Below are 23,870 nucleotides of genomic sequence, written 5' to 3'. Positions count from 1 at the left end.
TCCTGTTGCTTATTCACCAAGCTTAGTGTCATCTCGCAGCCAGTGCAGTTTTTTCCCAAAACCGAGCGTGTTATCTGTCATTTTCAGCTCATCGAGCCGAATTTCCCAGACCGGAGCAGACATCACTCTCGCCACCGGGAAGCGTTTGCAGTAAAGGTTACGAATATTTGCCGCTTCAGTTTCTTCAATCAGCGTAATTTCCCCGCGGAACTGCACGCCACGAATCAGTGCGACGGTTTTCGGCTGCCCGTTAACGGTTCCGGCCACCCTGGCCTGTTTACCAATCAACTCGCCATGGCGGGTGTGGGATTCGCTTAACAGATAAAAAGCCACGCGCTGCGCATCGTATAAATAGAACGCATTGGCGCACCATAAATCACTATGACCGCCAGCGCAGTAAGTCAGTACATGCTGTTTGTTCAGCCAGCGACTGATGGCATTGAGAGTTTCCATGGGCAACCTGAAGAGTGATATTCTGCGTAAAACGTTAATTATGCGCCTGACCTATGTCTCCCTGGTATCTCTATTTAGTTCGCACTCTTGATAACCGTTTATATACCGGTATAACCACCGATGTGGAACGCCGCTTCTCGCAGCATCAGGCTGGAAAAGGCGCTAAAGCATTGCGCGGGAGAGGTGAATTGACGCTGGCATTCAGCCATCTGGTTGGCGATCGTTCAAGCGCCTTGCGCCTGGAATATCGCATCAAGCAGCTAACTAAAGCGCAGAAAGAGATGCTGGTAAAAGGAGCATTGTCGTTTGAAGACCTGCTGGCAAGCCTTCAAACGTCATCAGAGATCAAAACTCTCGGTTAAAATGCTCGTGATATTCCACTAATCCACTTACGCCATTTAGCGCGTCATCGGCCAGCGGATGAATCAGGAAATAGGCTTCGGTATCAGGCCACACACAACGCAAATCGAATTGTGCAGCAGGAACAAAACCAAAACGCCCGTACAATGCCGGTTCGCCTAACGTGACAACCGCCGCGTAGCCAAACTCATTGAGTGAATCCAGCCCTTCATAGACCAGCTGTTTTGCCAGCCCCTGACCACGATAAGCTTCATCAACTGCCAGCGGTGCCAGGCCAACCCACTGAAGCTCTTCACCTTCGACCGCAACTGGGCTAAAGGCGGCGTAACCGACAACCTGACCTTCGTCATCGGTTGCCACAACGCCAAGTGTTAACAGGCCGTCTTCTCGTAAATCCTTCACTAAATCTGCCTCACCATTGCCCTTAAAGGAACGGCGAAGTAAAGCGTCGATGCCTGGAGCATCAATAGGTATTTCTACACGAATTAGCATGGCTCACCTACCGAGTTACTTTCTGGAACAGGTTTGTGTTTCATACCTGCTTCGACAAAATCAGCCAGTTGCAGCAGCAGTATGCGTAAAGGTTTCGGCATCGCATCCAGCTCAATGGCATCCATTAAATTTTTGACGTACAGACCCAATTCGGTGTCCCCTTCAATAACCAGGCGACGCTGGAAAAACAGGGTATCGGGATCTTGTTTGCGTGCAGCGATCATCAATAAATCATTCGCCGTTGCGCTAAAGCTGACATCAGCAGGAGCGTCTTCACGAACCACCAGTTTATTATCTTGTACCGAAGTAAACCACTTCAGGCCGAGATCGCGGACTTCAATGCTTAACCAACGATTCTCAAGAAATTCGAGCTCACCCTCTTCCATTGCCTGACGAAACTGCCAGCCCAGAACCTGTTCAAGTACCTGGCGCTTCAGAGTAAAGGGCGTCAGTTTAACCGGTGTTCTTAACAATGACGGACCTAAATGGACCAGGCGTGAACGCAATTTATCCAACACGAGCTTTACTCCTTGAGAAATTTGAACGCTATTTTGCCACACCAGCCATTCTCCGTAGCGGTGCAAATCAACAATTACGCGGGTTATCGATACCTCTATATTGATGTCATCAATACGCCATTAACTGCCTTAAATCAAAATTTGTCGCGGACGGGTTAACTAAAATCCCAGTTCGTTAACAATTTTGTGGCCCTTGCCCTGGGCTGCATGGGTTACCTCAAAGGTTACCCGATGATTCAGGATAAATTATGGAGTTGCTTTGCCCAGCCGGAAACTTACCGGCGTTGAAAGCGGCCATCGATAATGGTGCCGATGCGGTTTACATTGGTCTTAAAGATGACACCAACGCCCGCCATTTTGCTGGACTGAATTTCACGGAGAAGAAACTGCAAGAAGCGGTGAGTTACGTGCATCAACATCGCCGTAAACTGCATATCGCTATCAATACGTTTGCGCACCCTGACGGCTATGTGCGCTGGCAACGAGCAGTGGATATGGCAGCGCAACTCGGAGCCGATGCTTTAATTCTCGCCGATCTGGCGATGCTTGAGTACGCAGCAGAACGATATCCGCACGTTGAGCGCCATGTTTCGGTACAGGCCTCCGCCACCAATGAAGAAGCGATTCGTTTTTATCATCGCCATTTCGATGTCGCGCGAGTGGTTCTGCCGCGCGTGTTATCTATTCATCAGGTAAAACAGTTAGCCAGGGTAACTCCGGTGCCGCTGGAAGTCTTTGCTTTTGGCAGCCTGTGCATTATGGCTGAAGGCCGTTGCTACCTTTCTTCTTATCTGACTGGCGAATCGCCAAATACGGTGGGCGCGTGTTCTCCGGCACGGTTTGTCCGCTGGCAGCAAACGCCGCAAGGGCTTGAGTCGCGTCTCAACGACGTGCTGATTGACCGTTATCAGGATGGTGAAAATGCAGGTTATCCGACGCTGTGTAAAGGTCGCTATCTGGTTGATGACCAGAAATATCACGCGCTTGAAGAGCCAACCAGTCTGAACACGCTTGAACTGCTGCCTGAATTACTCGCGGCAAATATTGCTTCGGTGAAAATTGAAGGTCGCCAGCGCAGCCCGGCGTATGTCACCCAGGTCGCCAAAGTCTGGCGTCAGGCTATCGACCGCTGCATGGCCGATCCGGAAAACTATCACGCTCAACCCGCGTGGATGGAAGCGCTGGGCGAGATGGCCGAAGGCACGCAAACCACACTCGGTGCCTATCACCGTAAATGGCAGTAGGAAAACCCATGAAATATTCATTAGGGCCGGTGCTTTACTACTGGCCAAAAGAGACACTGGAAAAATTTTATCAGGCTGCCGCAAACAGCAGCGCTGAGACTATTTATCTTGGCGAGTCAGTGTGTAGTAAGCGTCGTGCGACCAAAACTGGCGACTGGTTAGATATGGCGAAAAACCTCGCAGGCCAGGGCAAACAAGTGGTGCTTTCGACCCTCGCCCTGGTTCAGGCTCCGTCTGAACTCAACGAGCTAAAACGTTACGTTGAGAATGGCGATTTCCTGATTGAAGCTAACGATTTGGGTGCGGTGAACATGGCGGCAGAGCGCAAGCTGCCGTTTGTCGCGGGTCATGCGCTTAACTGTTATAACGCGGTGACTCTGCGTCTGTTACTCAAACAAGGCATGATTCGTTGGTGCATGCCTGTGGAGTTGTCACGCGACTGGCTGGCAAACATGCTGACTCAGTGTGATGAGCTAGGTATTCGCAACAAGTTTGAAGTGGAAGTCCTGAGCTACGGTCATTTACCGCTGGCCTATTCTGCGCGCTGCTTTACCGCTCGTTCTGAAGATAAGCCAAAAGATGAATGCGAAACCTGCTGCATTAAATATCCTGTCGGGCGCAATATGCTGTCGCAGGAAAATCAGCAAGTGTTCGTACTTAACGGCATTCAGACCATGAGCGGTTATGTTTACAACCTCGGTAACGAACTGGCATCGATGAAAGGCCTGGTCGATATGGTACGTTTATCGCCGATGGGGATGGAAACATTGCGCGTTCTGGAAGCCTTCCGCAAAAATGAGAATGGTAATGCTCCTTTGACGCTAGCGCAGCAAAGTGATTGCAATGGTTACTGGCGACGCGTCGCTGGATTAGAACTGGTGACTCAGAGCTGAGAAAAGGCTCACTTTGTTACTTAATTGTTGATGGTTCTGCGCAATACTAAGGCTAATTATCAGCAAACGAAGTTACCCACTTCGTCTAACAAAGTGAGCCGTTATGTCTGACATCACCCAAGTTCCTTTCTCTCTACTGGATTTAGCCCCGATTCCACAAGGCTCCCAGCCTCGTGATGCGTTCCATCGTTCTCTGGATTTAGCTCGCCTTGCCGAAAAGCGCGGCTACCATCGCTATTGGCTGGCTGAACACCACAATATGACCGGTATCGCCAGTGCGGCGACATCCGTGCTGATTGGCTATCTTGCGGCGAATACCGAGACTTTGCGCCTGGGCTCAGGCGGCGTGATGTTGCCAAACCATTCGCCGTTAGTGATTGCCGAGCAGTTTGGCACGCTGGAAACGCTCTATCCGGGCCGTATCGATTTGGGCCTGGGCCGCGCACCGGGAAGTGACCAGCGCACAATGATGGCGTTGCGCCGTCATATGAGCGGCGATATCGACAATTTCCCGCGCGATGTCAGTGAGCTGGTTTCGTGGTTTGACGCAACCGATCCTAACCCGGTAGTGCGCCCGGTTCCTGGTTACAACGCGAAAATCCCCGTCTGGCTGTTAGGTTCCAGCTTGTATAGCGCGCAGCTGGCCGCGCAACTTGGGTTGCCGTTTGCCTTTGCTTCACACTTTGCTCCAGATATGTTGTTCCAGGCGCTGCAACTTTACCGCGCTCAATTCAAACCGTCTGCACGTCTGGAAAAACCGTACGCGATGGTGTGTATAAATATCGTCGCCGCCGACAGCAACCGTGATGCCGAATTCCTGTTTACCTCTATGCAGCAGGCTTTCGTTAAACTCCGTCGCGGTGAGACTGGCCAACTACCGCCACCGATTGAAAATATGGATAACTTCTGGAGTCCCGCAGAGAAGTATGGCGTTCAGCAAGCGTTGAGCATGTCGCTGGTCGGCGATACAGCGAAGGTGCGCCACGGGCTGATTTCACTGCTGCGGGAAACCCAGGCCGATGAAATCATGGTGAACGGGCAAATTTTTGATACCGAAGCCCGACTACATTCATTTGATTTGGCGATGGATGTGCATGAAAGTTTGACGAGTTAATGATGTCGCCCCTCAACGGAGGGGCGACAAATTTAATGATAAACCGGTAATAGATCGAAGCTTGAAAGGATATGAATTGCTGCGTTGGTCACGCCAAAGATCAGAATCAGCACAATCATTTTATTGCCGCCCCACACCCGATAAATTGGGCTGCCAAACTTTTTACGTGAGGCTTTTGCCAACAGCGCGGGAACAATTGCCGCCCAGATAGTCGCCGCCAGCCCGGCAAAACCAATTGCGTAGATAAAACCATCAGGCCAGATAACACCGCCTAACATTGGCGGAATAAAAGTCACCAACGCGGTTTTCAGGCGCCCCACCGGTGAGTCGTCGAACTTAAATAAATCAGCAAGGTAATCGAATAATCCTAACGTCACGCCCAGGAAGGAACTCGCAACGGCAAAGTTAGAGAACACGATCAGCAGCAAGTCCAGCGCGCGGCTATTCAACACACCGCTCAACGCCCCTACCAGCACATCGATGTTGCCGCCTTTGTCCGCAATGGCGATGAAGTCACTGCGCGGAATATTACCCATACTGCCAATCAACCAAATGACATACAGCCCCAGCGCCATCAGCGTTCCCCAAATCAGGCAGCGCTTAATGGTTTGCGGATCTTTGCCATAATACTTCATCAGGCTGGGTACGTTACCGTGATAGCCAAATGAGGCGAGACAAAATGGCAGTGTCATAAAGAGATACGGCAAATAGCTCGGATTAATCGCTTTGCTATCCAGCAATGTTGCCGGTTCGACGTGCCACATCAAACCGCCAAACGTCATAAAGAAAGTGAGTATTTTTGCACCGAGCACGATAGTGGTCATGCGGCTAACAGCGCGCGTGCTCATCCAGACAATAAACGCCACCACGAGGGCAAAGATCAACCCGGCAAATCTTGCGGGGAAATCAACAGACATTTTGCCAAGCGTGTGATGGATAACTGAACCGCTCGCCGAAATATAGGCATAGGTCAGGATATACAGCACAAACGCAATGGACAGGCCGTTAATCAGATTCCAGCCTTTGCCCAATAAGTCTTTAGTCACGGTATCGAAACTCGAGCCGACTCGATAATTAAGATTGGCTTCGAGAATCATCAAACCAGAGTGCAGCATACAAAACCACGTCACCAGCAGCGCGGCTAATGACCAGAAAAACCACGCACCAGACATAACCACTGGCAGAGAAAACATCCCGGCACCAATAATTGTGCCGCCAATAATCATGACTCCGCCGAAAATAGACGGCGATGCGTGAGTGGTAGATAAGGTTGCCATACGAATTCCTGAAACAATGAACGACTGTCGAAGCGACAGGTTTGCTGCGCGACATTGTACCAGTACATGAGTACAATTTGGATAAAAAAAATCCCGGTTGCAATAACCAGGATTTTTATCACTGCCTGCTGATTAACAGCAGGCACAAAGTTCTGTCAATTAAGCTTCGGTAGGACGACGACGAGCTGGTGCTGCACCGCCATCTTCACGACGTGGGCCACGACCGCCTTCACGACGTTCGCCGCTGAAGCTACGTGGTGCGCCAGCGCCTGGACCGTCACGACGTGGACCGCGGCCGCCTTCACGACGCTCACCACCACCGAAGCTACGGCCAGCACCTGCACCAGCACCGCCGCCACGACGTTCGCCGCCACGATCAGTACGAGGTTGTGCATCACCCATCAACTGCATATTCATTGGTTTGTTCAGAATACGAGTACGGGTAAAGTGCTGCAGGATTTCGCCCGGCATACCTTTTGGCAGTTCGATAGTAGAGTGAGTACCAAACAGCTTGATGTTACCAATGTAACGGCTGCTGATATCGCCTTCGTTAGCGATAGCGCCAACGATGTGACGAACTTCAACACCATCATCACGGCCAACTTCGATACGGTACAGTTCCATATCGCCAACGTCACGACGTTCACGACGTGGTGCATCGCCATCACGCTGTGGACGATCTGAAGCTGAACGCTCTGGACGGTCACCACGCGGAGCACGATCGCCACGGTCACCACGTGGAGCACGGTCTGAACGCTCGAAACGCTCATCACGCTCACGGAATTCACGACGTGGACGCATTGGTGCATCTGGTGGCAGGATCAGAGGACGTTCGCCCTGTGCCATTTTCAGCAGTGCTGCAGCCAGTGTTTCCATATCCAGCGCTTCTTCTGATTCAGCAGAAGGTTGGATTTTCGCCAGCAGACCACGGTACAGATCCAGATCGCTGCTTTCCAGTTGCTGCTGAACTTTAGCTGCAAACTTAGCCAGACGACGCTCACTCAGCAGATCACGGTTTGGCAGTTCAACTTCAGGAATAGTCAGCTTCATGGTGCGTTCGATGTTACGCAGCAGACGGCGCTCACGGTTCTCAACGAACAGCAGAGCACGGCCAGCACGACCTGCACGACCAGTACGGCCGATACGGTGAACGTAAGACTCAGAGTCCATCGGGATGTCGTAGTTAACAACCAGGCTGATACGCTCAACGTCCAGACCACGAGCTGCAACGTCGGTTGCAATCAGGATGTCCAGACGACCGTCTTTCAGACGCTCCAGAGTTTGCTCACGCAGCGCCTGGTTCATATCGCCGTTCAGTGCAGCACTGTTATAGCCGCTTTGTTCCAGCGCTTCTGCCACTTCCAGAGTTGCGTTTTTGGTACGTACGAAAATGATCGCCGCATCAAAATCTTCAGACTCAAGGAAACGAACCAATGCTTCGTTCTTACGCATACCGTGCACAGTCCAGTAGCTCTGGCTGATGTCCGGGCGAGTAGTAACGCTAGATTGAATGCGTACTTCCTGCGGATCTTTCATGAAACGACGGGTAATACGACGAATCGCTTCTGGCATAGTTGCAGAGAACAGAGCGGTCTGATGACCTTCTGGGATCTGAGCCATGATGGTTTCAACGTCTTCGATGAAGCCCATACGCAACATTTCATCAGCTTCGTCCAGTACCAGACCTTTCAGGCTGGACAGATTCAGCGTACCGCGTTTTAAGTGGTCAAGCAGACGACCTGGGGTACCAACAACAATTTGTGGTCCCTGACGCAGGGCGCGCAGCTGCACGTCATAACGCTGGCCACCGTAAAGGGCTACAACGTTTACGCCGTGCATATGTTTAGAGAAATCCGTCATGGCTTCAGCAACCTGAACCGCCAGTTCGCGGGTCGGTGCCAGCACCAGGATTTGTGGTGCTTTCAGCTCTGGATCAAGGTTGTGCAGCAGCGGTAAAGAGAACGCTGCAGTTTTGCCGCTACCTGTCTGGGCCATACCCAGTACATCGCGGCCAGCCAGCAGTTGTGGGATGCACTCTGCCTGGATTGGAGATGGTTTTTCGTAACCCAGATCGTTCAGGGCTTTAAGGATGGAGTCGTTAAGACCCAGGTCGGTAAAAGTAGTTTCGATAGTAGTAGTCTCGATGATATCAGTCATGTAGTACACGTGCCTCGTAGATGGCGGCCAGTCTACATAACTCATCGTGAAATTGACCTGCAATTTTCATTGAAAAGTGTGAACCGGCTCAAATTTGGTTGATTAACGAACAAAAACGCCCTCACCCGTTAAGGTGATGACTTTAATTAAAAAGTTTATGGGCTGATCGATGTTCGTCAGCTATTGCTGGTCCGATTCTGCCAGGTCATCTTGCTCCTGGCCCAAGAGCGCTAATTCCAACAATGCATAACGATGCTCAACGTAGTTGTGTACGTTGTTAGCGACCGCTAACTTGAACAGTGCCGTGGCGCTGTCCTTTTCCCCCAGACTTAGGTAGTACTTACCTAAATAGAAGTTGGTTTCACTGAGATGCTCAGCGAGCGAGGTGTTATCCGTTGCGTCCGCCTCGAGGCGTTCCATTAACGTTTTTTCGTTAATGTTCCCCAGGTAGAACTCGACAATGTTCCATCCCCATTGCTCTTTATCCGATTTATCGAGGCGTTGTTGTAACGCCACCTTAGCCTGCTTTGCATCTAAATTGCTTTCAGCAATGTAGAGCCACAGACTACGGAAAGGATCATTGGGATCGTCTTGATAAAACGCTAGCAGATCATCTTGCGCTAAACGATAACGACCACCGTAGTAGAGGGCGATACCGCGATTTAAATGCGCGTAGTTGTAAGTTGGATCAAGCTCAAGTACAGAATCAAACGCTTCATAGGCAGCATCAAAATTGCCTGCCTGCGTTAAATATATACCTAAGTAATTGAATACTTCAGGCATATCGGGGCGGATTGCCAACGCTTGTGAAAAATCATTTCGCGCCAGAGCCCGCAAGCCGAGGCTATCATACAACACTCCGCGCTCATATAAAAGCTGTGCGCGTTCATCATCGGTTAAAGCCCTACTGGCAAGTATCTGTTCCATGCGTGCAAGAATGACTTCTTGCTGCAAAGTCGGCTGCAAAGGCACCGCCAGGACTTCGCTTTTACGCCAGGCAGAGTTGCTGCATCCTGCCAGCGTGAGAGCTGTCGCAACGAAACACCAGCGCAAAAAAGGCTTCATTTCCCACTCCCGAAGACAACAATTGGATGACGTCCTGTCCGCCGGCCCTAAAACGAGACTCCCTGCCCCGTAATAAACAGCTCCCCATGTTGCCACGGGGAGCTTAATCGGTATCGCTTACTCAGCTTCTGGTGCAGCAGGTGCCGCGCTTTCTGCTGGAGACTGCTCAGTTGCTTCTTTGATGCTCAGACGTACACGGCCCTGGCGATCAACTTCCAGTACTTTAACTGGAACTTCTTGACCCATTTGCAGGTAGTCAGTCACTTTCTCTACACGCTTGTCAGCGATTTGGGAAATGTGCACCAGACCTTCTTTGCCACCGCCAATCGCAACGAATGCGCCGAAATCTACGATACGAGTAACTTTACCCTGGTAGATACGGCCCACTTCGATTTCCGCAGTGATCTCTTCGATACGACGAATTGCGAATTTCGCTTTGTCGCCGTCGGTCGCAGCAATCTTAACTGTGCCGTCATCTTCGATTTCAATGGTAGTACCGGTTTCTTCGGTCAGCGCACGAATCACAGAACCACCCTTACCGATCACGTCTTTGATCTTGTCTGGGTTGATTTTGATAGTGTGAATACGTGGAGCGAACTCAGAGATGTCACCACGTGGTGCATTAATAGCTTGTTCCATCACGCCAAGGATATGCAGACGCGCACCTTTAGCCTGGTTCAGAGCCACCTGCATGATTTCGCGGGTGATACCTTCAATTTTGATATCCATCTGCAGTGCAGAGATACCTTCACGGCTACCAGCAACTTTAAAGTCCATGTCGCCCAAGTGATCTTCGTCACCCAGAATGTCAGACAGAACAACAAAGTTTTCGCCTTCTTTGACCAGACCCATCGCAATACCGGCTACAGCGGCTTTGATTGGCACGCCTGCATCCATCAGTGCCAGAGAAGCACCACATACGGAAGCCATAGAAGAAGAACCGTTAGATTCAGTGATTTCAGACACTACACGTACGGTATATGGGAAGCGGTCAGCTTCTGGCATAACAGCCAGTACGCCACGCTTAGCCAGACGACCATGACCAATCTCACGACGCTTCGGTGAACCGACCATGCCGGTTTCGCCTACAGAGTACGGAGGGAAGTTGTAGTGGAACAGGAAGTTGTCGGTACGTTCGCCCATCAACTCATCCAGGTTCTGTGCATCACGAGCAGTACCCAGAGTTGCTGTAACCAGCGCCTGAGTTTCACCACGGGTGAACAGTGCAGAACCGTGAGTACGTGGCAGAACGCCAGTACGCACATCCAGACCACGGATCATGTCTTTTTCGCGGCCATCGATACGCAGTTCACCAGCCAGAATACGGCTACGAACAACATTTTTCTCGATAGCGTGCAGAATGTCGCTGACTTCGCCAGCATCAATTGAATCGTCTTCAGCTGACAGTGCAGCGATAACGTCAGATTTGATGATGTCGACTTGAGCATAGCGCTCTTGTTTATCAGTAATGCGGTAAGCATCGCTCAGACGGGATTCAGCAAGTGCAGCAACGCGCGCATTCAGCGCTTCATTAACAGCTTCTGGCTGCCAGTCCCAACGTGGTTTGCCAGCTTCAGCAACCAGAGAGTTGATGTTCTGGATAACAACTTGCTGTTGTTCGTGGCCAAATACTACCGCGCCCAGCATCTGGTCTTCGCTCAGCAGTTCAGCTTCGGATTCAACCATCAGCACAGCACCTTCGGTACCGGCAACAACCAGATCCAGCTTACTGGTTTTCAGTTCGTCAGCCGTTGGGTTCAGCACGTACTGGTCATTGATGTAGCCCACGCGAGCAGAACCAATTGGACCATTGAATGGAATACCAGACAGGCTCAGAGCAGCAGAAGCACCGATCATTGCAACGATGTCCGGGTGAACTTGTGGGTTCACAGAAACAACAGTGGCGATAACCTGAACTTCGTTCACGAAGCCTTCCGGGAACAGCGGACGCACTGGGCGGTCAATAAGACGCGCAATCAGTGTTTCGCCTTCGCTTGGACGGCCTTCACGACGGAAGAAGCTGCCTGGGATACGACCAGCAGCGTAAGTACGCTCCTGGTAGTTAACAGTCAGTGGGAAGAAGTCTTGACCTGCTTTCGCTTTTTTCTGACCGACTACGGTCACGAATACAGCTGTGTCGTCCATGCTTACCATTACTGCTGCGGTAGCCTGGCGAGCCATCATACCGGTCTCTATTGTGACCGTATGCTGACCGTATTGAAATTTACGGACAATCGGAGTTAGCAAAATAATATCCTTAATAATCTTTGGTAGCAGGTGATTGCACTTGCTCCGTTTAACCCGACCTTTATCGCATCCTCGCGACTAATGACAACCCTGACCCGCCCATGCGGATAAAGCCTCTCATTAGCCGCGCGAACCTCTGCAACAAAGATCACACCCTGCAACAATACATTAGTTTCCATAGAATTGCTGCCATATGGTTGAAAAAAGGGGCCTTAAAAGGCCCCTTTTTCTGAAACTCGCAAGACTTAGCGACGCAGACCCAGACGCTCGATCAGGCTGGTGTAACGTGCTACATCTTTACGCTTCAGGTAGTCGAGCAGTTTACGACGCTGAGAAACCATACGCAGCAGACCACGACGGCTGTGGTGATCTTTTTTGTGCTCTGCAAAGTGACCTTGCAGGTGGTTAATCTGTGCAGTCAGCAGTGCAACCTGAACTTCGGTAGAACCGCTGTCGTTAGTACCACGACCAAACTCAGAAACGATCTTAGCTTTAGCTTCAACGCTTAGAGACATTTTAAACTCCAAAATTATAGATAAAAAGATAGAGTGCCGATCTCTAATTCAGCAACTCCAGTGCACTTTCACAACAATGTTAAACAAAGGTATGAAAGTTAAGCCGCACCATTTTACCTGTAGCCACCTCTTATCGCAAGGCAACTCCAGGTGTCAGAGCGGATACTCAACGACCAGACGACGAGGCGCAACGCGTCCATCATCGTCTATTTCGGCCATGCCGATAAATTTGCCTTCATCACCTTCGGTGACGCGGACTAGCCCTTCTGCTGGGCTACCCGAAACTTGCACCGGCTGCCCATTCTTGAAGTAACCCGCAACAGCAGGTAATAAATTCACGATTGGGAAATCCGACGCAGGGCTGTCCATTGGCATCAATAGCGGGTCTAAGAGCACTGATGGCTCAATTTCTTGCGTTTGTGCTTGCTCAACCAATTCATGCAATTGCTCAAGCGTTACCATGCGTTCAACAGGATACTTGCTTACTGCAAGGCGACGCAGGAAAGTCACATGGGCACCACAACCGAGTTTTTCACCTAAATCATCAGTGATGGTCCGGATGTACGTTCCCTTAGAACAGTGGATTTCCAACTCAAGTTCATTGCCTTCATGGCGAATAAACAGAAGTTCGTAAACCGTGATAGACCGCGCTTCACGCGGCACTTCGATACCCTGACGCGCATACTCATAAAGTGGCTTGCCTTGATATTTCAGTGCGGAGTACATCGACGGAATTTGCTGTGTTTCACCACGAAAGCTTTCTAACGCTTGCGCCAGCTCTTGCTCAGTAAAGGCTACCGGACGCTCCTGAACGACTGTGCCATCAGCATCAGAAGTATCAGTGCGCTGCCCAAGGCGGGCAATAACACGGTAACGCTTATCGGAGTCCAGCAGATAGCGCGAGAATTTTGTCGCTTCACCGAGGCAAATCGGCAGCATTCCGGTTGCAAGCGGGTCAAGCGCTCCGGTATGACCGGCACGGTTAGCGTTATAAATACGCTTAACTTTCTGCAACGCATCGTTGGAAGATAAGCCCTGAGGTTTATCTAACAACAGCACTCCGTGTATATCACGACCACGACGACGAGGACGACTCATTAATCCTCCTTGCTGTCATCCGTATCGTTTACACGGCGCTCATCATCATTTCTGATGACGTTTGAAACCAGATTCGACATGCGCATGCCTTCAACTAACGAGTTATCGTAGAAGAAAGTCAGTTCAGGCACGATGCGCAGGCGCATTGCTTTGCCCAGCAAAGAACGAATGTAACCAGAAGCATCTTGCAGAACTTTGATGCCTTCTTTTACAGCCTGTTCGTCTTTATCGTTCAGGAAGGTGACAAACACTTTGGCATAAGCCAGATCGCGTGACACTTCGACACCAGAAACGGTGGTCATCATGCCCAGACGCGGGTCTTTAATTTCGCGCTGCAGGATGATTGCGATTTCTTTCTGCAATTCCTGAGAAACACGCTGTGGGCGACCAAATTCTTTCGCCATAATAAATTCTCCATAAAATCAGGGGGCGCTCGGCCCCCTAAAGATATTAGCTATGTACTCGGCTGATATCAGGCGATAGTACGCTGGATTTCGATGATTTCGAATACTTCGATCACGTCACCAACACGCACATCGTTGTAGTTCTTCACGCCGATACCACATTCCATACCGTTACGAACTTCGTTCGCGTCATCTTTGAAGCGGCGCAGAGATTCCAGCTCGCCTTCATAGATAACAACGTTGTCGCGCAGTACACGGATTGGGTTGTGACGTTTGACCACACCTTCGGTAACCATACAACCTGCGATTGCGCCAAATTTAGGTGATTTGAACACGTCGCGAACTTCGGCCAGGCCGAGGATCTGTTGTTTGAGTTCCGGAGACAGCATACCGCTCATTGCTGCTTTAACTTCGTCAATCAGATGATAGATGACGGAGTAGTAACGCAGATCCAGGCTTTCAGATTCAATTACGCGGCGAGCAGAAGCATCAGCACGTACGTTGAAGCCAACCAGAATAGCGTTAGAAGCTGCAGCAAGCGTTGCGTCAGTTTCAGTGATACCACCTACGCCTGAACCGATGATTTTAACTTTAACTTCATCAGTAGACAGTTTCAGCAGTGAATCGCTGATCGCTTCAACAGAACCCTGAACGTCAGCTTTCAGCACAACGTTCACTTCAGACACTTCGCCTTCGGTCATGTTGGCGAACATGTTTTCCAGTTTAGATTTCTGCTGGCGAGCCAGTTTAACTTCGCGGAATTTACCCTGACGATACAGAGCAACTTCACGAGCTTTTTTCTCGTCACGAACAACTGTTACTTCATCACCCGCTGCCGGCACACCGGACAGACCCAGGATTTCAACAGGAATAGACGGACCTGCTTCAGTCACTTCACGACCCATTTCGTCACGCATTGCACGAACACGGCCATATTCGAAACCACAAAGAACGATGTCGCCTTTGTTCAGGGAACCTTCACGAACCAGTACAGTTGCAACCGGACCACGACCTTTATCAAGGAAGGATTCGATAACCACACCGCTCGCCATACCGTCACGCATTGCTTTCAGTTCAAGAACTTCAGCTTGCAGCAAAATTGCGTCCAGCAGTTCGTCAATACCAGTACCTGCTTTAGCAGACACGTGGATGAACTGGCTTTCGCCGCCCCACTCTTCTGGCATGATGCCGTACTGAGACAGTTCCTGCTTAACGCGGTCTGGATCGGCTTCTGGCTTATCAATTTTGTTTACCGCAACGACTACCGGTACCTGCGCCGCTTTCGCGTGCTGGATAGCTTCGATAGTCTGTGGCATTACGCCATCGTCTGCGGCAACAACCAGAACAACGATATCCGTCGCCTGAGCACCACGAGCACGCATAGAAGTAAACGCTGCGTGGCCCGGGGTATCCAGGAAGGTAACCATACCGTTGTCAGTTTCTACGTGGTATGCACCGATGTGCTGGGTAATACCACCCGCTTCGCCAGACGCTACTTTAGTAGAGCGAATGTAGTCGAGCAGTGAAGTTTTACCGTGGTCAACGTGGCCCATGATGGTAACAACCGGCGCACGTGACTCAGCAACTGCGTCAGTGTCACGGTCGCTCATCAGCGCTTCTTCCAGCTCGTTTTCACGACGCAGGATGACTTTGTGGCCCATCTCTTCGGCAACCAGCTGTGCGGTTTCCTGGTCGATGACCTGGTTGATGGTTGCCATTGCACCCAGTTTCATCATTGCTTTGATGACCTGAGAGCCTTTAACAGCCATTTTGTTAGCCAGTTCTGCAACAGTAACGGTTTCGCCGATTACGACGTCACGGTTAACTGCCTGTGCAGGCTTGTTGAAGCCCTGCTGCAGTGAGCTTGGTTTACGCTTGCCTTTACCACCACGAACTGCAGCACGAGCTTCTTCACGGTCAGCTTTAGACTCGCCGTGTTTGCCGCCTTTTTTCTGGCGTGGTGCTTTAGTTGTCGCAGTACGAGCGCGAGTACGACCTGCTTCAACTTCACGGTCGTTTTCGTCTTCAGCCTGGCGAGCATGCTGAGAGGTGGTGACATGGTAATCAGATTTGTCGTCTTCCACTTTCTCTTCTTCCGTCCATACACCTGCGTTAGCTTCAGCCATTTTACGGGCCTCTTCAGCTACACGGCGGGCGTCTTCTTCTAATTTGCGACGGGCTTCTTCTTCAGCAGCGCGCTTCAGATCTGCAGCTTCTGCTTCGCGACGGGCTTTGTCGGCCTGGGCGCTTTTCGTCATATCGTCTTGTTGATTGCTCACTTTGTCTTTTTCCGCAGCTTCACGTTTCGCTTTATCAGCGGCTTCACGCTTAGCTTTATCTTCAGCTTCACGTTTAGCTTTTTCTTGCGCCTGACGATTGGCAGCTTCCTGCGCCTCACGTTGGGCTTGCTCTTCCGCTTCACGCTGCGCCTGTTCTTCCGCGGCAAGACGTTCAGTCTCTTGCGGATCACGTTTCACAAAGGTGCGCTTCTTGCGGACTTCGATTTGTACCGATTTACTTTTCCCACCGGTACCTGGAATGTTTAAAGTACTGCGCGTTTTGCGCTGTAATGTCAACTTATCTGGCGCAGAACCATGTTCACGGTTCAGGTGCGCCAGTAATGTTTGTTTCTCCTGGGCCGAGACAGAATCATCAGCAGCCTTAGGGATCCCTGCATCAGCAAATTGCTGTACCAGGCGGTCCACGGAGGTCTGAATCTCTGCGGCCAGCGCTTTTACGGTTACATCTGTCATGCTGTTCCTTCCTGCTACAGTTTATTACGCTTCGCCGCCAAACCAGCAGATATTGCGAGCAGCCATGATTAATTCACCGGCCTTCTCGTTAGTTAAACCTTCAATATCTGACAGATCGTCGACACCTTGCTCAGCCAGGTCTTCCAGCGAGCTCACACCGCGCGAAGCGAGTTTAAAGGCCAGATTGCGATCCATACCTTCGAGGTTCAGCAGATCCTCTTTAGGTTTGTTATCGCCCAGGCTTTCTTCCTGCGCCAATGCCAGCGTGGTGAGGGCGTTTTTGGCGCGATCACGTAATGCTTCCACTGTATCTTCATCAAGGCCATCAATTTCCAGCAGCTCTTTCATTGGCACGTATGCCAGTTCTTCGAGAGTGGAGAAACCTTCTTCTACCAATACAGTGGCGAAGTCCTCGTCGATTTCGAGGTATTTGGTAAAGGTATCAATGGCCGCATGTGCTTCAGCCTGATGCTTAGCTTGCAGGTCATCAACAGTCATAACGTTGAGTTCCCAGCCACTCAGTTGAGCAGCCAGACGCACGTTCTGACCATTACGACCGATAGCTTGAGCCAGATTGCCTGCCTCTACCGCGATGTCCATTGTATGTTTGTCTTCGTCAACAACAATGGAAGCTACGTCTGCTGGAGCCATAGCATTGATAACAAATTGTGCAGGGTTATCGTCCCACAACACGATATCAATACGCTCGCCACCCAGTTCAGTAGAAACAGCCTGGACACGCGCACCACGCATGCCAACACAAGCCCCTACTGGGTCGATACGTTTATCGTTGGTTTTCACAGCGATTTTCGCACGAGAACCAGGATCACGCGCAGCAGCTTTAATTTCAATGACTTCTTCGCCGATTTCCGGCACTTCAATGCGGAACAGTTCGATCAGCATTTCAGGCTTGGAACGGCTAACAAATAGTTGAGCACCGCGAGCTTCCGGACGCACAGCATAAAGCACACCGCGGATACGGTCACCTGGGCGGAAGTTTTCACGCGGTAACATATCTTCGCGAGGAATGACTGCTTCAGCACTCGTGTTAGAGCCATCGATCGGGCGAACTTCGAGCGAAATATTATCACGGTTAACTTTCTTAACCACGCCTGTGATGATCTCACCTTCTAGCTCGCGGAACTGATCAACTACCATAGCGCGTTCAGCTTCACGTACTTTTTGTACGATAACCTGTTTTGCGGTCTGAGTAGTGATACGGTCGAAAGTCACAGATTCGATCTGGTCTTCAACGTATCCGCCAACATTCAGCTCTGGATCTTCGAATTGAGCTGCATCAAGGGTAATTTCACGCGTAGGTTGGGTCACTTCTTCAACAATAACCCAGCGGCGGAAAGTATCGAAGTCACCACTTTTACGATCGATGCTGACACGCACATCAATCTCTTGTTCGTATTTTTTCTTGGTCGCTGTTGCAAGTGCACTTTCCAGCGCTTCGAAAATCTTCTCGCGCGGCAGTGATTTTTCATTGGAAACTGCTTCTACAACAGCCAAAATTTCTTTGTTCATCCTGGGTTTTCACCTCAATCCAAACTATTAAAAGTGGGGTACCAGGTTCGCTTTCTGGATGTTGCTCAGCGCGAACACTTCATCTTTACCTTCCACCGTGACCGTGATCATCTCACCTTCTACGGCTTTAATTATACCCTGCCATTTACGACGGTTTTGCACAGCCATTCGCAACACAATGCTCACTTCTTCGCCGGTAAAGCGAACGTAATGCTCTGCGGTGAACATTGGGCGATCAAGGCCTGGTGAGGAAACTTCCAGGTTGTAAGCTACAGTGATAGGGTCTTCGACATCCAGAACTGCACTTACCTGGTGACTGACATCAGCACAATCATCAACATTGATGCCAGCTTCACTATCAATATAGATGCGCAGCGTAGATTGGCGACCTCGAACGAATTCGATACCGACTAATTCATAGCCCAGCGCCTCGACCGGTGCTGAAATCATCTCTGTTAATTTTTGCTCTAATGTGGACAAGCCCACCCCCGAGAAATAAAAAAAGGGCATATAGCCCAGTTATTCTGAAGTCAGATAACAAAAAACCCCGATAAATCGAGGCTTTATATAACTGAACCCTGTACACCGCGATTGCGGCCCGGACACCATCCAGGAGAATTTTTTTCTAAATTCTTCGCGAGGCACCAACTGGTGTTCACAGTATATTTGAAAAAGAACTCTCAGGGAAAGTGGTTGCGGGGGCCGGATTTGAACCGACGACCTTCGGGTTATGAGCCCGACGAGCTACCAGGCTGCTCCACCCCGCGTCCGAAAACGTGGCAAATATTACGCCGATATTGCATAAAATGCAAGAAATGCAGATATTTTGGTACCGAGGACGGGACTTGAACCCGTAAGCCCAATCGGGCACTACCACCTCAAGGTAGCGTGTCTACCAATTCCACCACCTCGGCACTTTGCGTACGGCAATCATTTCTTACCGTACAGAAGCTTACTACTTACTGCGGGATATCGCTGCTCGGCTTGGTAGGTGCCGCTGGCTGTGACTCAGTTTTTGTTGGCTGAGTTAAATTATCCCACACACTTCCTTTATCGGTTTTGTTGGTATTGAGGTTACCCAGTACCAGGCTGATGATAAAGAACAGCGTTGCTAACACAGCGGTCATACGGGTCATGAAGTTACCAGAACCGTTGGAACCAAACAGCGTAGCGGAAGCGCCTGCTCCGAAGGAGGCTCCCATATCAGCGCCTTTACCTTGTTGCAGCATGATAAGACCTACAAGGCCCAAGGCTACAATAAGGAAAACAACTAAAAGAGCTTCGTACATAATCAACCTGTTCCTTGCGGTATTACCGCATACCAAAGCTTCAAACCAGTCAAGCGGATACGTTTAAGTTTACCCACTGAAGCGGGTGAGAATACTAACCAAAGCCTTCGAACTGCGCAAGGGCAATTTATTCACATTTCGCTGACTGCGGAAAAAAACAGCAACACACTCACTTTCGCCTGGAAAACAGGCGGCAAATGCCGCCTTTTCACACAACAATCAATAGTGACTTTACACTGCTTTTACAGCATCAGCGATACGGTTGGCATATTCAATGACCAACGCTTCATCTTCGCCTTCCACCATTACGCGGATGAGAGGCTCTGTGCCAGATTTACGCAGTAACACGCGGCCACGATTGCCTAGCGCCTCTTCAACTTCAGCAGTCACTTTTTTCACTGAGTCGTGTTCAAGTGGATCACCGCTGCCGGCAGTAAAACGTACATTAACTAAAATTTGCGGGAATAATTTCATTCCGCTGCACAAGTCATGCAAGCTCATATGGTTACGCACCATTGCAGTGAGTACTTGCAAACCTGCAACGATACCGTCGCCAGTAGTGGTTTTATCCAGAAGAATCACATGACCTGAGTTTTCAGCGCCAATCCTCCAGCCTTTTTCCTGAAGCTTTTCCAGGACATAACGGTCGCCCACTTTTGCACGAGCAAACGGAATACCCAGTTGTTTGAGTGCCAGTTCCAGTCCCATATTGCTCATCAGCGTACCGACAGCGCCACCGCGTAATTGGCCCTGACGCAAACCTTCTCGAGCAATGATGTAAAGAATTTGGTCGCCATCAACTTTATGGCCCAGGTTATCCACCATAATGACACGGTCGCCATCGCCATCAAGCGCAATACCAATATCAGCCTTTTCAGCCAACACGCGCTCCTGAAGCATACGCACATCAGTCGCACCGCATTTTTCGTTGATGTTGACGCCGTTAGGCTCACAGCCCACGGTAATAACCGTTGCACCCAGTTCGCGCAGCACATTTGGCGCAATGTGGTACGTTGCACCGTTAGCACAATCGACAACAATTTTCAGGCTGTTGAGGCTTAATTCGTTCGGGAATGTGCCTTTACAGAATTCAATGTAGCGGCCCGCGGCATCAACGATACGGCTGGCTTTGCCCAGTTCCGCTGAATCCACGCAGGTAATTTCTTTTTCCATTTCCGCTTCGATAGCTTCTTCGACATCGTCCGGCAATTTGGTGCCGTCGATGGAGAAGAATTTAATCCCGTTATCATAGAATGGGTTATGCGAGGCAGAGATAACGATTCCGGCTTCTGCGCGGAAGGCACGAGTCAGATACGCCACGGCAGGTGTTGGCATCGGGCCAGTGAATGATGCAGACAACCCTGCTGCCGCCAGACCGGCTTCCAGAGCGGATTCCAGCATATAACCAGAGATACGGGTATCTTTACCGATAATAATTTTACGCGAGCCGTGGCGCGCTAATACCTTACCTGCGGCCCAGCCGAGTTTGAGCACGAAGTCAGGAGTAATTGGAGAATCGCCTACACGACCGCGGATGCCATCTGTGCCAAAATATTTACGGTTACTCATAGCGTTTTTTTTCCTTCGCTGAAAGTGTGGCTTCCACCACGCGCATCGCTTCGACTGACTCTTTTACATCGTGAACTCTAATGATATTAGCCCCTTGCATTGCAGATATTACCGCGCAAGCAAGACTGCCGCTCAGACGTTGATCCGGTCCGACGTTCAGCAATTGGCCAACCATTGATTTACGCGACATCCCCACCAGCAGCGGTAAGCCAAAGTGGTGGAATTCGGAGAGTCGGGCTAAAAGTTGATAATTATGGGTTAGATTTTTACCGAAACCAAAGCCCGGGTCGAGCAACAATTTTTCTTTTGAGATTCCGGCCGCTTCACAGCGAGCTATTTGGTCAATAAAAAAGCGATTTACATCGGCAAAAACATCATCGTAATGCGGGGCTTGCTGCATGTTTTTCGGCTCGCCCTGCATATGCATCAGGCAAACAGGTAACCCTGTTTCGGCAGCGGCTTCGAGCGCCCCAGGCTCTTGCAATGAACGAATATCATTGATGATATGCGCACCTACTCTTGCTGATTCACGAATCACTTCAGGTTTCGACGTATCAACAGAAATCCACACTTCGAATCGCTGTGCAATGGCTTCTACAACAGGGATCACACGAGACAGCTCTTCCTCGACACTCACTTCAGCCGCGCCTGGGCGTGTTGACTCACCACCAATATCAATAATCGTCGCACCAGCATTGATCATCGCATTAGCGTGTTTTACGGCCTCTACTAACGAATTGTGCTGCCCACCGTCAGAAAACGAATCAGGTGTGACATTTAAGATCCCCATAATATGAGGGTGCGAGAGATCGAGCGTAGTGCCCTGTGCGGTGAGTTTCATCAAAATTCCCTGCATAGACTTTGGTTAAAACAAAAAAACAAAAACCCCGGGACAAGCCCAGGGTTTTATAGATTACTGCATTAACATCTGGCAGTGACGACTTATTTATCGCCCAACTGCTCTGACATAGTATTTCCAGGATTCGGCGTGCGCGGTTCATCGACCGGACGCGGTGCACGTGGTGTACCGTTATTATCAGAATTGTTGTTGCCGTTGTTTGAATCTTCCCAACCTGCTGGCGGACGCACATCGCGACGGTTCATCAGGTCATCAATCTGAGGCGCATCGATGGTTTCATACTTCATCAATGCGTCTTTCATGGTGTGGAGAATATCCATATTTTCATTCAGGAGCTGGCGTGCACGAGCATAGTTACGCTCAATCAATAGCTTCACTTCCTGATCGATGATACGCGCAGTTTCATCGGACATATGTTTTGCTTTCGCCACGGAACGACCCAGGAATACTTCACCTTCCTCTTCCGCGTACAGCAACGGACCGAGTTTCTCAGAGAAGCCCCATTGGGTGACCATGTTACGGGCAATAGATGTCGCTACTTTGATGTCGTTAGACGCACCAGTAGAAACATGCTCAGCACCGTAAATAATCTCTTCAGCAAGACGACCGCCGTACAGAGTAGAAATCTGACTTTCCAGTTTCTGGCGGCTTGCGCTGATTGCATCACCTTCCGGCAAGAAGAACGTTACACCCAGCGCACGACCGCGCGGAATAATCGTTACTTTATGCACAGGATCGTGTTCTGGAACCAGACGACCAATAATCGCATGTCCTGCTTCATGATATGCGGTGGACTCTTTTTGCGCTTCCGTCATCACCATGGAGCGGCGTTCCGCACCCATCATGATTTTGTCTTTCGCTTTTTCGAATTCAACCATCGAAACTACGCGCTTGTTGCCACGGGCAGCAAACAGGGCAGCTTCGTTGACCAGGTTTGCAAGGTCAGCACCAGAGAAGCCTGGAGTACCACGTGCAATGATTGCTGCGTCGATGTCTGGAGCCAGTGGCACTCGGCGGCTATGCACTTTCAAGATTTGCTCACGGCCACGCACATCTGGCAGACCAACCACAACCTGACGGTCGAAACGGCCCGGACGCAGCAATGCTGGGTCAAGTACGTCTGGACGGTTAGTTGCAGCGATAACGATGATACCTTCGTTACCTTCGAAACCATCCATTTCAACCAGCATCTGGTTCAGTGTTTGTTCACGTTCATCGTGACCACCACCCAGACCCGCGCCACGCTGACGGCCTACGGCGTCGATTTCATCGATAAAGATGATGCAGGGTGCTGCCTTCTTGGCTTGTTCGAACATGTCGCGAACACGGGATGCACCCACACCGACGAACATTTCTACGAAGTCAGAACCGGAAATAGTAAAGAACGGTACTTTCGCTTCACCTGCAATCGCTTTCGCCAGCAGGGTTTTACCGGTACCAGGAGGGCCAACCATCAGCACGCCTTTCGGGATTTTACCGCCCAGTTTCTGGAAACGGCTTGGCTCACGAAGGTACTCAACCAGTTCAGCAACCTCTTCTTTTGCTTCGTCACAACCAGCAACATCAGCAAAAGTAGTCTTAATTTGGTCTTCGGTGAGCATACGCGCCTTGCTCTTGCCGAACGACATGGCACCTTTGCCACCCCCGCCCTGCATCTGACGCATAAAGAAGATCCAGACCCCAATTAGCAATAGCATTGGGAACCAGGAGATGAAAATAGAAGCCAACAAGCTTGGCTCTTCAGGCGGTTCGCCTACTACTTTCACATTTTTGGTCAGCAGGTTATCAAGCAGTTTAGGATCGTTAACGGGGATGTAAGTCGTGTATCGGTTACTATCTTTCTTGGTAACTTTGATTTCACGTCCATTGATACTCGCTTCACGAACCTGATCCTGATTCACTTCAGACAGGAAAGTGGAGTAATCCACCCTACGGCCGTTTGACTCGCTGGGCCCAAAGCTCTGGAACACAGACATCAGCACAACCGCGATGACCAGCCAGAGTATTAGGTTTTTCGCCATGTCACTCAAGGG

Annotated in this window: 22 protein-coding genes and 2 tRNA genes; 4 read left to right on the top strand and 20 right to left on the bottom strand. The window is 50.3% G+C overall.

Annotation, left to right across the window (positions count from 1 at the left end; translation table 11 throughout):
- Positions 1-9: 9 nt before the first annotated feature.
- The gene (locus DY231_RS02710) at positions 10-453 is read right to left on the bottom strand and encodes a YhbP family protein (protein ID WP_115627177.1); all 444 of its coding nucleotides are present in this window, start codon (positions 451-453) and stop codon (positions 10-12) included.
- A 53-nt stretch (positions 454-506) separates the two neighbouring features.
- On the opposite strand from DY231_RS02710, the gene DY231_RS02705 reads away from it, so the two are divergent.
- The gene (locus DY231_RS02705; protein ID WP_034498797.1) at positions 507-815 is read left to right on the top strand and encodes a GIY-YIG nuclease family protein; all 309 of its coding nucleotides are present in this window, start codon (positions 507-509) and stop codon (positions 813-815) included.
- Here DY231_RS02705 and DY231_RS02700 read toward each other — a convergent pair.
- Both DY231_RS02700 and ubiT read right to left on the bottom strand, forming a co-directional pair.
- Positions 799-1,305 (bottom strand): GNAT family N-acetyltransferase, encoded by a 507-nt coding sequence (locus DY231_RS02700; RefSeq protein ID WP_115627176.1) that lies wholly within the window; start codon positions 1,303-1,305, stop codon positions 799-801. The genes DY231_RS02705 and DY231_RS02700 overlap by 17 nt on opposite strands.
- A complete protein-coding gene (gene ubiT / locus DY231_RS02695; protein WP_115627175.1) occupies positions 1,299-1,823 on the bottom strand; it encodes a ubiquinone anaerobic biosynthesis accessory factor UbiT in 525 nt (174 codons plus the stop codon). The genes DY231_RS02700 and ubiT overlap by 7 nt, the downstream gene beginning before the upstream one ends.
- Before the next feature lie 248 nt (positions 1,824-2,071).
- On the opposite strand from ubiT, the gene ubiU reads away from it, so the two are divergent.
- The 3 genes from ubiU to DY231_RS02680 all read left to right on the top strand — a co-directional run bounded on the left by ubiU (position 2,072) and on the right by DY231_RS02680 (position 5,074).
- Positions 2,072-3,067, top strand: a complete 996-nt coding sequence (ubiU, locus tag DY231_RS02690; protein WP_115627174.1) for a ubiquinone anaerobic biosynthesis protein UbiU — start codon at positions 2,072-2,074, stop codon at positions 3,065-3,067.
- Positions 3,068-3,075: 8 nt separating this feature from the next.
- Entirely contained in the window at positions 3,076-3,960 is an 885-nt protein-coding gene (locus DY231_RS02685; RefSeq protein ID WP_115627173.1) for a U32 family peptidase, read from the top strand.
- Positions 3,961-4,063: 103 nt separating this feature from the next.
- Complete coding sequence (locus tag DY231_RS02680; RefSeq protein ID WP_115627172.1) at positions 4,064-5,074, top strand: luciferase-like monooxygenase; 1,011 nt, start codon at positions 4,064-4,066, stop codon at positions 5,072-5,074.
- A gap of 32 nt (positions 5,075-5,106) precedes the next feature.
- Here DY231_RS02680 and mtr read toward each other — a convergent pair whose 3' ends face one another.
- The 17 genes from mtr to ftsH all read right to left on the bottom strand — a co-directional run bounded on the left by mtr (position 5,107) and on the right by ftsH (position 23,858).
- Entirely contained in the window at positions 5,107-6,351 is a 1,245-nt protein-coding gene (gene mtr, locus DY231_RS02675; RefSeq protein ID WP_115627171.1) for a tryptophan permease, read from the bottom strand.
- Positions 6,352-6,510: 159 nt separating this feature from the next.
- Positions 6,511-8,508, bottom strand: a complete 1,998-nt coding sequence (locus DY231_RS02670; RefSeq protein ID WP_147295620.1) for a DEAD/DEAH family ATP-dependent RNA helicase — start codon at positions 8,506-8,508, stop codon at positions 6,511-6,513.
- Positions 8,501-8,578 carry a protein YrbN gene (gene yrbN / locus DY231_RS02665; RefSeq protein ID WP_110510645.1) on the bottom strand — a complete coding sequence of 26 codons (78 nt, stop codon included), beginning with the start codon at positions 8,576-8,578 and terminating at the stop codon, positions 8,501-8,503. The genes DY231_RS02670 and yrbN overlap by 8 nt, the downstream gene beginning before the upstream one ends.
- Positions 8,579-8,688: 110 nt before the next feature.
- A complete protein-coding gene (nlpI, locus tag DY231_RS02660; RefSeq protein ID WP_034498810.1) occupies positions 8,689-9,573 on the bottom strand; it encodes a lipoprotein NlpI in 885 nt (294 codons plus the stop codon).
- A gap of 117 nt (positions 9,574-9,690) precedes the next feature.
- Positions 9,691-11,820 (bottom strand): polyribonucleotide nucleotidyltransferase, encoded by a 2,130-nt coding sequence (pnp, locus tag DY231_RS02655; protein ID WP_147295619.1) that lies wholly within the window; start codon positions 11,818-11,820, stop codon positions 9,691-9,693.
- A 245-nt stretch (positions 11,821-12,065) separates the two neighbouring features.
- Complete coding sequence (gene rpsO, locus DY231_RS02650; protein ID WP_002434239.1) at positions 12,066-12,335, bottom strand: 30S ribosomal protein S15; 270 nt, start codon at positions 12,333-12,335, stop codon at positions 12,066-12,068.
- A gap of 153 nt (positions 12,336-12,488) precedes the next feature.
- Entirely contained in the window at positions 12,489-13,433 is a 945-nt protein-coding gene (gene truB, locus DY231_RS02645) for a tRNA pseudouridine(55) synthase TruB (protein ID WP_115627168.1), read from the bottom strand.
- Positions 13,433-13,837, bottom strand: coding sequence for a 30S ribosome-binding factor RbfA (rbfA, locus tag DY231_RS02640; protein ID WP_034459684.1), 405 nt, complete (start codon positions 13,835-13,837; stop codon positions 13,433-13,435). Before rbfA ends, truB begins: the two co-directional genes overlap by 1 nt.
- A 68-nt stretch (positions 13,838-13,905) precedes the next feature.
- Positions 13,906-16,590, bottom strand: coding sequence for a translation initiation factor IF-2 (gene infB / locus DY231_RS02635; protein ID WP_115627167.1), 2,685 nt, complete (start codon positions 16,588-16,590; stop codon positions 13,906-13,908).
- 24 nt (positions 16,591-16,614) lie between these two features.
- Complete coding sequence (gene nusA, locus DY231_RS02630) at positions 16,615-18,120, bottom strand: transcription termination factor NusA (RefSeq protein WP_034498819.1); 1,506 nt, start codon at positions 18,118-18,120, stop codon at positions 16,615-16,617.
- Positions 18,121-18,147: 27 nt separating this feature from the next.
- A complete protein-coding gene (gene rimP / locus DY231_RS02625; protein WP_034498954.1) occupies positions 18,148-18,600 on the bottom strand; it encodes a ribosome maturation factor RimP in 453 nt (150 codons plus the stop codon).
- A 210-nt stretch (positions 18,601-18,810) separates the two neighbouring features.
- A tRNA-Met gene (locus tag DY231_RS02620) sits at positions 18,811-18,887 on the bottom strand.
- Positions 18,888-18,947: 60 nt separating this feature from the next.
- Positions 18,948-19,034: transfer RNA gene (locus DY231_RS02615), tRNA-Leu, on the bottom strand.
- A 45-nt stretch (positions 19,035-19,079) separates the two neighbouring features.
- Entirely contained in the window at positions 19,080-19,409 is a 330-nt protein-coding gene (gene secG / locus DY231_RS02610; RefSeq protein WP_034498820.1) for a preprotein translocase subunit SecG, read from the bottom strand.
- 231 nt (positions 19,410-19,640) lie between these two features.
- The gene (gene glmM / locus DY231_RS02605) at positions 19,641-20,978 is read right to left on the bottom strand and encodes a phosphoglucosamine mutase (RefSeq protein ID WP_115627166.1); all 1,338 of its coding nucleotides are present in this window, start codon (positions 20,976-20,978) and stop codon (positions 19,641-19,643) included.
- On the bottom strand, positions 20,971-21,819 hold the full coding sequence (folP, locus tag DY231_RS02600; protein ID WP_115627165.1) for a dihydropteroate synthase: 849 nt from the start codon (positions 21,817-21,819) through the stop codon (positions 20,971-20,973). Before folP ends, glmM begins: the two co-directional genes overlap by 8 nt.
- Positions 21,820-21,920: 101 nt before the next feature.
- On the bottom strand, positions 21,921-23,858 hold the full coding sequence (gene ftsH / locus DY231_RS02595; protein ID WP_115627164.1) for an ATP-dependent zinc metalloprotease FtsH: 1,938 nt from the start codon (positions 23,856-23,858) through the stop codon (positions 21,921-21,923).
- Between the last annotated feature and the right edge of the window lie 12 nt (positions 23,859-23,870).

This window comes from Buttiauxella agrestis (assembly GCF_900446255.1).
In the GTDB taxonomy this organism is placed as follows: Bacteria; Pseudomonadota; Gammaproteobacteria; order Enterobacterales; family Enterobacteriaceae; genus Buttiauxella; species Buttiauxella agrestis.
The sequence above is the reverse complement of the archived record's forward strand: the minus strand, read 5'-3'. Positions and strand labels throughout refer to the sequence as shown.